General features: G+C 66.8%; 13 protein-coding genes. 8 read left to right on the forward strand and 5 right to left on the reverse strand.

Features of this window, described 5'->3' with window-relative positions; all coding sequences use genetic code 11:
* Positions 1-7 precede the first annotated feature (7 nt).
* Complete coding sequence (locus KIK15_RS11820; RefSeq protein WP_214244714.1) at positions 8-784, reverse strand: SDR family NAD(P)-dependent oxidoreductase; 777 nt, start codon at positions 782-784, stop codon at positions 8-10.
* Positions 785-813: 29 nt separating this feature from the next.
* Positions 814-1,629: an S-methyl-5'-thioadenosine phosphorylase gene (locus tag KIK15_RS11825; RefSeq protein ID WP_214244716.1), complete on the reverse strand. Its 816-nt coding sequence runs from the start codon at positions 1,627-1,629 to the stop codon at positions 814-816.
* Between the two features lie 112 nt (positions 1,630-1,741).
* Between KIK15_RS11825 and rutA the strand changes: the two genes are divergently transcribed.
* From rutA to add, 3 genes are read left to right on the forward strand one after another with little or no spacing between them, the layout of a single operon-like run.
* On the forward strand, positions 1,742-2,821 hold the full coding sequence (gene rutA, locus KIK15_RS11830) for a pyrimidine utilization protein A (protein WP_214244717.1): 1,080 nt from the start codon (positions 1,742-1,744) through the stop codon (positions 2,819-2,821).
* 4 nt (positions 2,822-2,825) lie between these two features.
* Positions 2,826-3,464 (forward strand): isochorismatase family protein, encoded by a 639-nt coding sequence (locus tag KIK15_RS11835; RefSeq protein ID WP_214244719.1) that lies wholly within the window; start codon positions 2,826-2,828, stop codon positions 3,462-3,464.
* A gap of 9 nt (positions 3,465-3,473) precedes the next feature.
* Positions 3,474-4,481 carry an adenosine deaminase gene (add, locus tag KIK15_RS11840; protein ID WP_214244721.1) on the forward strand — a complete coding sequence of 336 codons (1,008 nt, stop codon included), beginning with the start codon at positions 3,474-3,476 and terminating at the stop codon, positions 4,479-4,481.
* A gap of 136 nt (positions 4,482-4,617) precedes the next feature.
* Here the strand turns inward: add and KIK15_RS11845 are convergent, their stop codons facing one another.
* Both KIK15_RS11845 and KIK15_RS11850 read right to left on the reverse strand, forming a co-directional pair.
* Positions 4,618-5,448 carry a siderophore-interacting protein gene (locus KIK15_RS11845; protein ID WP_214244723.1) on the reverse strand — a complete coding sequence of 277 codons (831 nt, stop codon included), beginning with the start codon at positions 5,446-5,448 and terminating at the stop codon, positions 4,618-4,620.
* A 46-nt stretch (positions 5,449-5,494) separates the two neighbouring features.
* Positions 5,495-6,799: an acetyl-CoA C-acetyltransferase gene (locus KIK15_RS11850; protein WP_214244725.1), complete on the reverse strand. Its 1,305-nt coding sequence runs from the start codon at positions 6,797-6,799 to the stop codon at positions 5,495-5,497.
* A 132-nt stretch (positions 6,800-6,931) separates the two neighbouring features.
* Between KIK15_RS11850 and KIK15_RS11855 the strand changes: the two genes are divergently transcribed.
* From KIK15_RS11855 to KIK15_RS11875, 5 genes are all read left to right on the forward strand, one after another.
* Positions 6,932-8,296 (forward strand): 3-oxoacyl-ACP reductase, encoded by a 1,365-nt coding sequence (locus KIK15_RS11855; protein WP_214244727.1) that lies wholly within the window; start codon positions 6,932-6,934, stop codon positions 8,294-8,296.
* A 1-nt stretch (position 8,297) separates the two neighbouring features.
* Positions 8,298-9,182 carry a MaoC/PaaZ C-terminal domain-containing protein gene (locus KIK15_RS11860; RefSeq protein ID WP_214244729.1) on the forward strand — a complete coding sequence of 295 codons (885 nt, stop codon included), beginning with the start codon at positions 8,298-8,300 and terminating at the stop codon, positions 9,180-9,182.
* Positions 9,183-9,318: 136 nt separating this feature from the next.
* On the forward strand, positions 9,319-9,912 hold the full coding sequence (locus KIK15_RS11865; protein ID WP_214244731.1) for a hypothetical protein: 594 nt from the start codon (positions 9,319-9,321) through the stop codon (positions 9,910-9,912).
* A gap of 18 nt (positions 9,913-9,930) precedes the next feature.
* The gene (locus tag KIK15_RS11870; protein WP_214244733.1) at positions 9,931-10,842 is read left to right on the forward strand and encodes an alpha/beta fold hydrolase; all 912 of its coding nucleotides are present in this window, start codon (positions 9,931-9,933) and stop codon (positions 10,840-10,842) included.
* A 147-nt stretch (positions 10,843-10,989) separates the two neighbouring features.
* Positions 10,990-13,047 carry an NAD(+) synthase gene (locus KIK15_RS11875; RefSeq protein ID WP_214245276.1) on the forward strand — a complete coding sequence of 686 codons (2,058 nt, stop codon included), beginning with the start codon at positions 10,990-10,992 and terminating at the stop codon, positions 13,045-13,047.
* A gap of 16 nt (positions 13,048-13,063) precedes the next feature.
* On the opposite strand, the gene KIK15_RS11880 is transcribed toward KIK15_RS11875, so the two are convergent.
* Positions 13,064-13,531, reverse strand: coding sequence for a MarR family winged helix-turn-helix transcriptional regulator (locus KIK15_RS11880; protein WP_307851860.1), 468 nt, complete (start codon positions 13,529-13,531; stop codon positions 13,064-13,066).
* Positions 13,532-13,584: the final 53 nt, after the last annotated feature.

Consider the following 13,584-nt stretch of genomic DNA (forward strand, 5'->3'; position numbering starts at 1 on the left):
TGCGCCGCTACTTCGGTGGCAGCCGGATACCGCCGTCGACGCGCACCACCTCGGCGTTCATGTAGGAGTTGGTGATCAACTCGATCACCATCGAGGCCAGCTCATCGGGCTGCCCGAGGCGCTTGGGGAACAGCACGCTCTCCCCCAGGTGGGCCTTGAACGCTTCAGACTCCGGGCCGCTGCCATAGATCGGGGTGTCGATGAGGCCGGGGGCGACGGTGTTCACCCGGATACCCGCAGCCGCGAGGTCACGGGCGACGGGCAGGGTCATGCCGACCACACCGCCCTTGGACGACGAGTAGGCGACCTGCCCGATCTGACCGTCGAACGCCGCGACACTGGCCATGTTCACGATGGCGCCCTTCTCGCCGGTGTCGGTCGCCTCGGCGCGGCTCATCGCGGTGGCCGCGAGGCGGATGCAGTCGAAAGTGCCGATCAGGTTGATCGCGATGACCTTCTTGTAGATGTCGAGGTTGAACGCCGAGTCGTACTCACCGTCGCGACCGATGGTGCGCTGTGCCGAACCGATACCGGCCGAGTTCACCAGGGCACGAAGCGGTCCCAGCTCCAGGGCCTTGTCCACCGCCGCCTTGATCTGCTCGGTGTCGGTCACGTCGACGCTGACGAACACACCGCCGATCTCCTTGGCCAGGGCCTCGCCCTTGTCGGCCTGCAGGTCGGCGACGACGACCTTGGCCCCCTTGGCGGCGAGCTGGCGGGCCGAGGCCTCACCGATCCCCGACGCGCCACCGGTCACGATTGCACTTGCTCCTGTTATGTCCACCACACCAGCCTAGCGACCTGAATCGTGGTTCAGCCAGGGCCCGTACCCGCGAGCAGCGCGTCGACGTCGTGGTCGCCGGCCGCGCACGTGCACTCGCCGAGACCACCGCTGACGATCACCGCCGCGCGCAGCACGGCCTTCAGCCGGCCGAGTCCCTGCTGGAACACCGCGTAGACCTCCGCCTCGCTCACACCCTCACCTTCGGCCACGCCGGCGTCAGTGTCGGTGACCAAAGCCACTGCGGCGTAACACATCTGGAGTTCTCGCGCCAGCACCGCCTCGGGGTGGCCGGTCATGTTCACCAGGGTCCAGCCCTGGCGGGCAAACCACTGACTTTCGGCCCGGGTGGAGAATCGGGGCCCCTCGACCACCACCATCGTGCCCCCGGCGATCGCGTCGGGGGCGCTGACGCGTGCGGCGTCGCGCAACTGCGGGCAGTAGGGATCGGCGAAGCTGACATGCACTGCGGCAGCGTCGAAGTACGTGTGCGGCCGCCCGGAGGTGCGGTCGACGAGTTGATCGGGGACGACCAGGGTGCCCGGCCCGATGTCGGGGTTGAGGCTGCCCACCGCGCACGGCGCGAACACCCGCTGCACAGCCAACGATCGCAACGCCCACAGGTTCGCCCGGTAGGGCACGGTGTGCGGAGCGTACTCGTGATCGCGACCATGCCGGGGCAGGAACGCCACCGACACCGCATCGCCGGATCCGGTGTCCACCCGTCCGATGGTCACCGGCGCGCTCGGCGGGCCGAAGGGGGTGTCGAGAACAACTTCGTCCACCGGACCGTCGAAGAACGAATAGAAGCCGGTGCCGCCGATGATCGCGATCTGCGCATGCGTCATGGGCTCATGATGCCCGCAACGGCTGCAACAACGGCGACACCGCGACATCATGACCAGGACACGTTCACTTCGTATCGTCTTCACACCAGTCACGGCGGCCCGGGAGCACACCATGGACATAGGCGTCTTCATCCCCATCGGCAACAACGGATGGCTGATCTCCACCAGCGCACCGCAGTACATGCCGTCATTCGAGTTGAACAAGACCATCGTGAGCCGCGCCGAGCACTACGGCCTCGATTTCGCGTTGTCGATGATCAAACTGAGGGGCTTCGGCGGACAGACCGAGTTCTGGGACCACAACCTCGAGTCGTTCACGCTGATGGCTGGGCTGGCCGCGGTGACCTCGAAGATCAAGCTCTACGCATCCACCGCCATCCTCACGCTGCCCCCGGCTCTGGTGGCGCGTATGGCCTCGACCATCGACTCGATCGCACCGGGGCGCTTCGGCATCAACATCGTCACCGGATGGGCGCCGGCGGAGTACAGCCAGATGGGTCTGTGGCCGGGTGAGGAACACTTCGGAAACCGCTACGACCGCGCCGAAGAGTACGTGACGGTGATGAAAGAGCTGTGGGCCGACGGCGTCAGCAACTTTGCCGGATCCTTCTACACGATGGACGACTGCGTGCTGTCCCCGAAACCCAGCGGCCACATCGACATCGTGGCCGCGGGCCAGAGCGGTCGGGGCATGAGTTTCGCCGCTGACCTCGCCGACTACAACTTCATTCTCGGCACCGGCATCAACACCCCCACGGCGCTGGCAGACAGTGTCACCGCACTGTCCGCCGCCGCCGCCACCTCCGGCCGCGATGTGGGTGCGCTGCCGCTGTTCATGATCATCGCCGAGGAGACCGACGAACTCGCCGCCGCCAAGTGGGAGGACTACAACGCCAACGCCGACGCCGGCGCGCTGGCGTGGATGGCTGATCAATCCGCCAGCGACACCACGGCAACCGACGGTTCGACGGCCAAGACCATCTCCCTGCCCGAGGGGGCGGTGAACCTGAACATGGGCACCCTGGTCGGGTCGTACGCGACGGTGGCCGCGATGCTCGACGAGGTAGCGGCCCTCGACGGGGTGAAAGGAATCATGCTGGTGTTCGACGACTTCGTCACCGGCATCGAGAATTACGGCACCCGCATCCAACCGCTGATGACGTGTCGACGCGACGTCGTGGTCGGCGCCTGAGGCGATGCCACGTTTCGCCGGACGCGGCGAGCAGGCCGACGACTACGACCGCGTCGGATTCGGCCAGGAGCTGACGCCCGGGCAGCGACCGGCCCTGCTGGTCGTCGACCCGGCGCGCGCCTACGTGGACCCGCGCTGTCCGCTGTACGCGGGGGTGGAGGATGCGGCCGCGTCGCTGCGCGAGCTTGTCGCAATGTCCAGGGCCGCAGGTATTCCGGTGATCTTCACCGAGGAACGCATCAAGGCCGACGGCTCCGACGCCGGGGTGTTCTTTCGCAAGGTGGACGCGCTGGTCGCGTTCTGCGACGGCAGCCCGTTCGCCGAGCCGATCGACGGCCTCGAGGTGGGGGCCGGGGAGACACTGATCAGCAAGCAGTACCCCAGCGCTTTCTTCGGCACCGGGCTCTCGACGCTGCTGACCACCTTGAAAGTGGACACCCTGCTGATCGGCGGGTTCTCCACCAGCGGCTGTGTGCGCGCCTCCACGCTGGACGCGATGCAACACGGCTACATTCCCATCGTCGTGGAAGATGCTGTGGGCGACCGTGATCGGGCCATCCACGCATCCAACCTGTTCGACATCGCGCAGAAGATGGCCGAGGTGTGGCCCATTGACCGGGTGTCGCAGTACCTGCGGGGTTAGGGTCCATCCATGTCGATCGACGATCTCATCGCGCGTCTGCCCAAGGTGGAGCTGCACTGTCATCTGGAGGGGTCGGTGCCCGCGCCGACCTTCATCGAACTGGCCGCCGGGCACGGTATCGAGCTGAAAACGACTGACCCAGAACATGTCTACGACTTCTTCTCGTTCTTGGAGTTCCTCGACCTCTACTATCAGGTGTGCGATGCGTTGGCGACGCCGGCAGACATCGAACGCGGCGTCTACGACTCGTTGGTGCACGGCAAGGCCACCGGCAACCTGCGGTACCGGGAGATGTTCTTCTCCCCCACCAACCATTCCCAGGTGAGCTACGGGCAGATGGTGGACGCGATGGTGTCCGGTATCAAGGCCGCCGAAGCCGACCACGGCGTGAGTTGCCGACTGATCGCCGACATCAACCGGCGCCAGAGCCCGCAGGTGGCGGTGCAGCTGGTGGAGGCGATGATCGCCCACCCCAGCGAGTACGTCATCGGCCTGGGAATCGACGATGACGAGGCGACCGGCCCACCGGAGATGTTCGTCGACGCATTCACCCTGGCAGGCCGACACGGCATCAGGCGCACCGCCCACGCAGGCGAGCTGGGGGTGGCGGCCAACGTGCGCACATCGCTGGAGCTGCTGGGCTGCGAGCGCATCGATCACGGGTACGCGATGACCCGTGATCCGGAGGTGTTCGCGTTCGCCCGAGACTCCGGGGTCCACTTCACCGGCTGCTGGTTCGTCAACAATTTCCACGAGGGCGTGTTCACCGAGGGGGTGGACCCGGCCACCACCGGTCTGGCGCAGATGATCCGGGCCGGCCTGCCGGTGTCGTTGAGTACCGACGACCCGACGATGATCCCCACCGACCTCAACGCCGAGTACGCATCGGTGGCGGCAACGCTCGGGCTCGACGAGGCCGCCGTCGTGGGGTTGGCACGCGCGGCGATCGACGGCTCCTGGGCCGACGATTCCACCAAAGCCACACTGCGCGCCGAACTCGACGCGGCGGCACGATAAAGGCTCCGACCGAGCTGCCGGGTCGGGGGTCTGGCAGCTCGGCCGGAGCCACACGGAATATCGCTGGACCTTCGACAGGCGTTACAGACTTTTCAAAAAAGTTTTCCGACCGTGAACGGCGGCACAAAACTGCAGCTCACAGCCCTGCCCGTTCAAGCGCCAGGTCGAACTCCTCGGCTGCTTCCTTCTCCGAACGACCCGCCTGCCGCGCGGCGAGATACGCGGCGTAGAGGTCGTCGGCCACCGCTGCGTAGCGGCGATCCCAGGTCTCGGAGTCTCGTCGCCAGTAGCCGATGATGTCGAACTGGGCGGTGTCGAAGCCGTGGTGCGCACGCAGGTGTTTACGGACCTCCCGGCTGGCCGCGGCCTCACCGGCGAACCAGCAGTAGCCGCGGCCTGGCGGGTGGCTGAACTCCCGTGCGCGTTGCGCCAGCACGCTGGGCGCGCGGCCGTTGCCGGTGCCGATCGAGGAGATCATCGACACCGTCGCCGGGGCGGCCAGGTAGTCGAGGTCGGCAGCATCGAGGACTTCGACGATCACCGTCACCGATGACTGCTGGGCAGCACTGAGGCCTTCTAGGATGCGCGCCAGCGCGGGCAGCCCGGTCATGTCGGCCACCAACAACTGCCACTCGGTGCTCGCTTCGGGCTGATACCAACTGCGCGCGTACCCCACGTGCACCCGATCCCCGATCTGGGCCGCGTGCGCCCAATCGGTGGCCACACCCCGCGCGTGCCGCACGAAGTCGACCGTCACCTCGGTCGGTCCCGGCCCCATGCGGCGCACGGTGTAGTTACGGCCGTTGGTCGCGGCCACCTCGGGGTCGGCAGAGAAGCCGATGCCGATGGCGGCATCGGGTCCCCCGGGAATCGCGGGCTCGGGCGACCGGGGTAGGTCGAAGACGATCCGACGCAACCGGGGCGACAGATCGGTGACCGCGGTGACGGCGGCAGGAACAATCAACATGCCGGTTAGGTTAACCTAACCTCATGCGCTCCGCGCCCAGACCCGCCTACGCTTCGATGATTGCGGTGACGCCCTGGCCGCCGGCGGCACAGATCGACACCAGTGCCCGCCCACCGCCGTTCTCGTGCAACAGCTTTGCGGTCTGCGGCACGATGCGGCCACCGGTCGCGGCGAACGGGTGACCAGCCGCCAGCGACGAACCCTTGACGTTGAGCTTGCTGCGATCGATCGACCCCAGAGCCTTGTCCAGGCCGAGGCGCTGCGTGCAGTACTCATCGGACTCGAACGCCGCCAAGGTGCACAGCACCACCGAGGCGAACGCCTCGTGGATCTCGTAGAAGTCGAAGTCGCCCAACGTGAGTCCGTTGCGCTTGAGCAACCGCGGGATGGCGTAGGTGGGCGCCATCAGCAGACCGTCGGGGCCGTTGACGTAGTCGACCGCGGCGGTCTCGACGTCCACCAGATGCGCCAGCACCGGCAACTTCTTCTCCGCAGCCCACTCGTCGCTGGCCAGCAGCGCCACCGAGGCACCGTCGGTCAGCGGGGTCGAGTTGCCTGCGGTCATGGTGGCATCGCCCAGAGCCACCCCGAAAACCGGCTTGAGCTTGGCCAGCTTCTCCACCGAGCTGTCCGGGCGCAGGTTCTCGTCCCGCGTCAGACCCAGGAACGGGGTGATCAGGTCGTCGAAGAAGCCCTCGTCGTAGGCCTTGGCCATGTTCTGGTGGCTGGCCGCGGCGAGCGCGTCCTGGTCGGCCCGCTTGATGCCGAACTCCTTGGCGGTGATGGCGGCGTGCTCACCCATCGACATCCCGGTGCGGACCTCGCTGTTCTGGGGGATCTCGATCCCCAACGCCGAGACCAGCCCGAGGGCCGCCTTGAGCTGTGCACCGGTGCCCTTGGCCCGGTTCACCTCCAGCAACGCCTTGCGCAGCGGCTCCGACACCGCGATCGGGGCGTCGGAGGTGGTGTCCACGCCACCGCCGATACCGGCCTCGAACTTGCCGGTGGCAATGCCGTCGGCGACTGCGGAGATGGCCTGCAGCCCGGTGCCGCACGCCTGCTGCAGATCGAACGCCGGGGTGTAGGGCGAGAGCGCCGAACCGAGCACGCATTCGCGAATCATGTTGAAATCACGCGAGTTCTTGAGCACCGCGCCACCGGCGACCATGCCCAACTGCTCCCCCTGCAAGCTGAACCGGCTGACCAGTCCGTCGAGCGCCGCGGTGAACATGTCCTGGTTGCTCGCCTTGGCGTACGCCTTGTTCTGGCGGGCGAACGGGATGCGGTTGCCGCCGACGATCGCGACCGGACGTACCGTCCGAGCGCTGGACGAACCACTTGCTTTTGCCACTGGAGATCTCCCCGGGGTCGGTTGGACGCTATGCCGTATTCTTACTCGCGAGTAAGTTACTTGTCGAACCCCGCTGCCGTCACTCGTACCTCGCGCAGCACACACCGCAGCACACACCAAGGAGTCTCCGACGTGCCCGCCAACGCCAACCCAGGTCTGTACTCGCAGTTCGTCCGTTCCGCGCCCGGCGCGTTCATCGCCAAGCAGGCCGGCCTGCCCATCCCGCCGCCGCTGCGCCGCTACAAGGCGTCCGAGCCCGCGCTGACCGGTCCGGTGCTGCTCGGCGGATCGGGTCGCATCATCGAACCGCTGCGCGAGATCCTCTCCACGCCCGACTACGAGGTGGTCAGCAACAACACCAGTGGTGCCAGCGCCGACAAGTACGGCGCGGTGGTCCTCGACGCCACCGGCATCACCTCCCCGGCCGAACTCAAGGAGATCTACGAGTTCTTCAACCCGGTGATGCGCTCGGTCACCCCCTGCGCCCGCTTCCTGGTCATCGGCACCACACCCGAGCTGATCACCGACCCGAGCGAGCGGGTCGCGCAGCGCGCACTCGAGGGCTTCACCCGCTCGCTGGGCAAAGAACTACTCAAGGGCGCCACCGCGCAACTGGTCTATGTCGCCCCCGGCGCGCCCACCGGTCTGTCCGGCCTGGAGTCGACCGTGCGCTTCATCCTCTCGGCCAAGTCGACCTTCGTCGACGCCCAGGTGATCCGCGTCGGCACCGGTGACGCCACCCCGCCGGCCAACTGGGATCGTCCGCTGGAGGGCCGTGTGGCCGTGGTGACCGGAGCCGCGCGCGGCATCGGCGCCACCATCGCCGAGGTGCTGGCCCGCGACGGCGCCCATGTCATCGTCGCCGACATCCCGGCCGCCGGTGAGGCGCTGTCGAAGACGGCCAACAAGGTCAACGGCACCGCGTTCCCCGTCGACGTGACCGCAGCCGACGCCGGCGCCAAGCTGGCCGAGCACGTCAAGACCCGCCACGGCGGCCTGGACATCATCGTCAACAACGCAGGCATCACCCGCGACAAGCTGCTGGCGAACATGGATGCGCCGCGCTGGGATTCGGTCATCGCCGTCAACCTCATCGCACCGCAGAAGCTGGTCGACGACCTCGTCGCCGCCGACGCCTTGAAGCCTGGCGGCGCGGTCATCGACGTGTCGTCGATCGCAGGCATTGCCGGAAACCGCGGTCAGACCAACTACGGCACCTCCAAGGCCGGCGTGATCGGGCTGGTGGATGCCTACGCACCGATCCTGGCCGAGAAGGGCATCACCATCAACGCGGTGGCCCCCGGATTCATCGAGACCGCGATGACCGCAGCCATCCCGCTGGGCACCCGCGAGGCCGGACGCCTGATGAGCTCGCTGCAGCAGGGCGGGCAGACCGTCGACGTGGCCGAGACCGTGGCCTACTTCGCCAGCCCCGCCTCCAGCGCGGTCACCGGCAACGTGGTCCGCGTGTGCGGCCAGGCGCTGCTGGGAGCCTGACATGCCCAAAACCATTGCACTGAATGCGCTTCCGTCCACCTCCGAGGTGTACGGCAACGCTGTGCTGGAGATGCTGCCCGGAATAGGCAAGCCGGCAAAGGTGTCGTCGTCGGCGCGGGTCCCCGACACCGTCTACACCGTCTCCGACCTGAAGATCGACGCCGATCAGGTGCGGGCCTACTGCGCGGCAACAGGATTGAAGTTCGGCGAGTACCTGCCGCTGACCTTCCCGTTCGTGTCACAGTTCCCGCTGATGATGCGCACCATGGTGGCGCGCGACTTTCCCTTCGGCGCTGTGGGTTCGGTACACCTGGGCAACCGCATCCACCGGCGACGTCCGATCGCACTGGGCGAGCCGCTGAGCATCGCCACGCACGCACAGAACCTGCGTGAGCACCGCAAAGGCATTCTGGTCGACATCGTCAGCGAGATCCGGGTGGGTAGTGAGCTGGTCACCGAGCAGGTCTCGACCCTGCTCAAGCAGCAGCGCACCAGCCTGTCGGGCGGACCGAAGTCCACCCCGCCCAAGGATCACCGCCCACCGGCGCCGGATGTGGTCCTGGCCGTCGACCTGGGTCGGATCCGCGAGTACGCGGCAGCCAGCGGCGACCGCAACCCCATCCACATGGCCAATCTGACCGCGAAGGCATTCGGTTTCCCCCGCGCCATCGCCCACGGCATGTGGACGGCCGGTGCCATCCTGGCCAACGTCGACTCCTATCTGCCTGACGACGTGACCTATGAGGTGAAATTCGGCAAGCCGATCCTGTTGCCGGCCAAGGTCTACGGCTACGTCGATGCGGTCACCGATGGCGGATACGACGTCTCGGTGCTCAACCGGACCAAGGGCTACCCGCACCTGACGGGCACCTTACGTGGCGCCTGACCTGCAATGATTCGCTGCACGCGCCCCTGTTGTGACCGATGTCACCGCGGGGGCGCGTGCAGTTTCAGCGGCCGCACCGACTACTCAGGTGTCGCTTCAACGGCGTGCGTGACCAAAGACGAAGGAGGGCCACACGATGGCTGCAGACGATTTCACCAACAAGGTTGAGAACAAGGTGGACGAGGCCGCCGAGAAGGCCAAGGACGCCGCCAACACCGCAAAGGACAAGGCCACCGAGACCGCCAAAGACAAGGTCTCCGAGGCAGCCTCAACGGTCTCCGATGCCGCGTCTGACGCCAAGTCGGCCGTCAAAGATGCCGCCAACGACGCGGCCGACAAGGCGAAGTCGGCTGCCGATGATGCCAAGGGCGCAGCCGACAGGGCCGCCGAGAAGGCCAAGACCGCGACCGAAGATGCTCGCGATGCGGTGAAGGACACCGTCGACAAGGTGGCCGACAAGGCTGTCGCCGCCACCGAAGACGCCAAGGCTGCGGTCAACAAGACCGTCGACCAGGCGAAGTCAGCGGTCGATGACGCCAAGACCGCAGTGAAGGACGCCGCCACCGACGCCGAGAAGGCCGTGAAGAGCACCGTGTCGGAGGTGAAGTCGAGCGTTCGTAGCATCGACACCACTGACGTGGAAAAGGCGGCCACCAACCCGGTTCTCATCGGTGGCATCGCTGCCGCAGCCGCCTTGGTGCTGTGGCTGATCTTCCGCCGCCGCAGCTGAGCAGACACACTGTTTTCCATGAGCATCGCCGACGCGCCCGAGAAATTCGTGCACGTCGGCGATGTTCGTCTGGCCTACCAGGCGTCGGGCCGAGATGATGACCCCACCGTGGTCCTCATCATGGGTATCGGCTTGGACATGTTGTGGTGGCGCGACGAGTTCTGCGACGAGTTGATCGCACGGCGGCTGCGGGTGGTGCGGTTCGACAACCGCGATGTGGGCCGTTCGACCATCGTCGAGGGGCCCACGCCCACCCTCACGCAGCTCCTGCGCCGCAGCGCCGCACCCAGCTACATGCTCGAAGACATGGGCGACGACACCGCCGGGCTCATCCACCACGTCGCTCCGCGCGGCGCGCACGTGGTCGGAGTCTCGTTGGGCTCGTTCATCGCTCAGCAGGCCGCCATCCGGCATCCCGACGTAGTGCGTTCCCTGGTGTCGATCATGGGCCGTCCGGGTGATCGCCGCACCGGCAAGTCGTCGTGGCGCTACACGCGCGAAATGCTGCGCGCACCCAAGCCTGATCCGGTCGACGAGATGGTGGCATCGTTCGAGCGCATCGGATCACGGGGCCGCACTGCCGCCGACGAGCGCGACGTACGCACCATCATGCCGCGCTCACGGGCCCGCAGTGGCGACCGCACCGACACCGGTGCCGGACGTCAACTCGCGGCCATCTTCGCCGAAACCGACCGCACGCCCGGGCTGCGCGGGCTGTCGATGCCGGCCCTGGTGATCCACGGCGACATCGACTACGTGATCACCCCGTCGGGTGGGAAGGCAACGGCCGCAGCCATTCCCGGAGCCGAGCTGCTCATGCTCGAGGGGATGGGCCACGATCTGGCACGTCGCTTCTGGCCGGACATCCTTGACGGCATCGAACGCACGGTGCGACGCCGCGACCCGGTACCTTCAGCTGAACACCGCTGACCACCTCAGCGGGTGCGGCCACCGACCCTCGGTGGGCGGCGAAAAGGGCGTCATGGCCAAGTCAGTACCGCCCGCACGACTGTACGACCGGGGATCTACGTGTTCCTTGTGTCGGCGGCCTGCCAAGATGGTGCGGTGAGCACGCAGCTGTCGTTCGAGAGCATCTATCGTCACGGGTTCGCGCGCGTCGCCGCGTGCACGGTGCCGGTGGCCATCGCCGATCCGGCGCGCAATGCCGAGGCCACGCTGGCCGCGGCGCGACGCTGCCACGACGAATCGGTGGCGGTGGCGGTGTTCCCCGAGTTGGGCCTGTCCGGCTACGCCATCGACGACCTGGTGATGCAGGACCCGCTGCTAGATGCGGTGCGCACAGCCATCGACCAGATCGCGCAGGCGTCGGCAGAGTTGCTGCCGCTGCTGGTGATCGGCGCACCCCTGGCGCATCGGAACCGAATCTACAACTGTGCCATCGTGATCCATCGCGGTGAGGTGCTCGGCGTGGTGCCCAAGTCGTATCTGCCCACCTACCGCGAGTTCTACGACCGACGGTACTTCGCCCCCGGGGATGATCAGGCCGGCGAGTCGATCACTTTGGTTAACAGAATGATTCCGTTTGGCCCGGATCTGCTGTTCGCCGCCACCGACGTTGCGGATCTGGTGGTGCACGCCGAGATCTGCGAAGACATGTGGGTACCCATCCCACCGTCGTCGACCGCGGCGCTGGCCGGAGCCACCGTGCTGCTGAACCTCTCGGGCAGCCCCATCACCATCGCTCGTGCCGATGACCGACATGCGTTGGCGGGCAGTCAGTCGCTGCGGTGTCTGGCCGCCTACGCCTACGCCGCTGCAGGCATCGGGGAGTCGAGCAACGACGTCTCCTGGGATGGGCAGACAATGATCTACGAGGCCGGTCTGCGGCTGGCCGAGAGCGAACGATTCCCCGACGGTCCCCGGATGAGTGTGGCCGACGTACATCTGGACCGGTTACGTCAAGATCGCTTGCGCCAGGGCACGTTCGACGACAACCGACGTTCCGTGGCCCCCGCCTACCGCACGGTCGAGTTCACCCTCGACCCGCCCGGTCACGATGTGGGGCTGCGGCGGGTGCTCGACCGATTCCCCTTCGTCCCCGACGATCCCGCCCGACTGGCCCAGGACTGCTACGAGGCGTTCAACATCCAGGTCACGGGTCTGGTCCAGCGGATGGAGGCGATCGGTCGGCCCAAGCCGGTCATCGGGATCTCCGGTGGACTGGACTCGACTCACGCCCTGCTGGTGGTGGCGCGCGCGATGGACCGACTGGGGTTGCCGCGCAGCGACATCCTCACCTTCACGATGCCGGGGTTCGCGACCACCGACCACACGAAGTCCAACGCGGTCGCGCTGTGCGAGGCGATCGGTGCGCCGTGTCAGACCATCGACATCACCGCCGCAGCCACCGAGATCCTGCGCGGCATCGACCATCCCTTCGCGCGCGGCGAGGCCGTGTACGACGTGACGTTCGAGAACGTCCAAGCGGGAATCCGTACCGACTTCCTGTTCCGACTTGCCAACCGGCACAACGGGATCGTCATCGGCACCTCCGACATGTCCGAGCTGGCGCTGGGCTGGGCCACCTACGGGGTGGGCGACCACATGAGTCACTACGCGGTGAACGTCGGTGTGCCCAAGACCTTGATCCAACACGTCATCCGGTGGGTGATCGCACACCGCGAAGGCGTCGACGAGACCGCCTCGCGCACGCTGCAGTCGATCCTCGACACCGAGATCTCCCCGGAACTCGTGCCACCGGGCGCCGACGGGTCGGTGCAGTCCACCCAGGACAGCATCGGACCGTATGCGCTGCACGACTTCACGCTGTTCCACGTGTTGCGGTACGGGCTGCGTCCATCGACGATCGCCTTCATCGCCCACCACGCGTGGCGCGATCCGCAGTCGGGTGCATGGCCGCCGGGATTCCCCGACGACGAACGCATCGCCTACGACCTGCCCACCATCACACGTTGGCTGGAGGTGTTCCTCAAGCGCTACTTCGGTTTTGCCCAGTTCAAGCGCAGCGCCATCCCCAATGGGCCGAAAGTGCTTGCCGCGGGATCACTGTCGCCGCGCGGCGACTGGCGCGCACCGTCGGACGGCAACGCACGGGCGTGGCTGGAGGAGTTGGCCACCGCCTTGCCCGACCTGGTGTCACGACCCCACCCCTGACCCGTCGGGTGGGTGGTCAATCCTCGGTCAGGCTCCGCTCGTAGGCGCGGATCACCTCGGTCATCCGCCCGAAGACGCGATGTGCCGCAGCCAGATCGGCGTCGTCGACGTCGGCGAGGGCCGCGCGGGTCATCGCGCCGAGTGGGCCGAAGAAGGCGCGAGCGACCTGCATGCCGTGGTCGTCATAGCGCAGGATCACTCGGCGCCGATCGCTCGGATCGGGTTCGCGGCGGATGTGACCGGAGGCGATCATCCGTTCCACCAGGTACGTCATCGCCGCCGACGACATACCCAACGAGGCACCGAGTCGCCCCACGGTGAGCGGCTTGCCCTCGACATCGGCCACCATGATGCGCAGCAGCGCCTGAAAGTCGTTGGCGCCCAGCTCGTTTTGGGCGGCGAACACACGACCGAGCTGCTCGGAGGCCGACGCGAACGCGCGCATGTCCGAGGCCATCGCCGATTCGAGCTCACTGCGGTCCACCTGATCATCCTACGTTCGCTGCGGTGCAAAGTCTCACTTGCTTGATAGTCAAA

The sequence above is a fragment of the Williamsia sp. CHRR-6 genome, from assembly GCF_018474015.1.
Lineage (GTDB): Bacteria > Actinomycetota > Actinomycetes > Mycobacteriales > Mycobacteriaceae > Williamsia_A.

Bases quoted from the DNA above. Each gene is read 5' to 3' on its own strand.
- KIK15_RS11825 (WP_214244716.1), bottom strand. From the start codon at position 1,629: ATGACGCATGCGCAGATCGCGATCATCGGCGGCACCGGCTTCTATTCG.
- rutA (WP_214244717.1), top strand. From the start codon at position 1,742: ATGGACATAGGCGTCTTCATCCCCATCGGCAACAACGGATGGCTGATC.
- KIK15_RS11835 (WP_214244719.1), top strand. From the start codon at position 2,826: ATGCCACGTTTCGCCGGACGCGGCGAGCAGGCCGACGACTACGACCGC.
- add (WP_214244721.1), top strand. From the start codon at position 3,474: ATGTCGATCGACGATCTCATCGCGCGTCTGCCCAAGGTGGAGCTGCAC.
- KIK15_RS11845 (WP_214244723.1), bottom strand. From the start codon at position 5,448: ATGTTGATTGTTCCTGCCGCCGTCACCGCGGTCACCGATCTGTCGCCC.
- KIK15_RS11860 (WP_214244729.1), top strand. From the start codon at position 8,298: ATGCCCAAAACCATTGCACTGAATGCGCTTCCGTCCACCTCCGAGGTG.
- KIK15_RS11865 (WP_214244731.1), top strand. From the start codon at position 9,319: ATGGCTGCAGACGATTTCACCAACAAGGTTGAGAACAAGGTGGACGAG.
- KIK15_RS11870 (WP_214244733.1), top strand. From the start codon at position 9,931: ATGAGCATCGCCGACGCGCCCGAGAAATTCGTGCACGTCGGCGATGTT.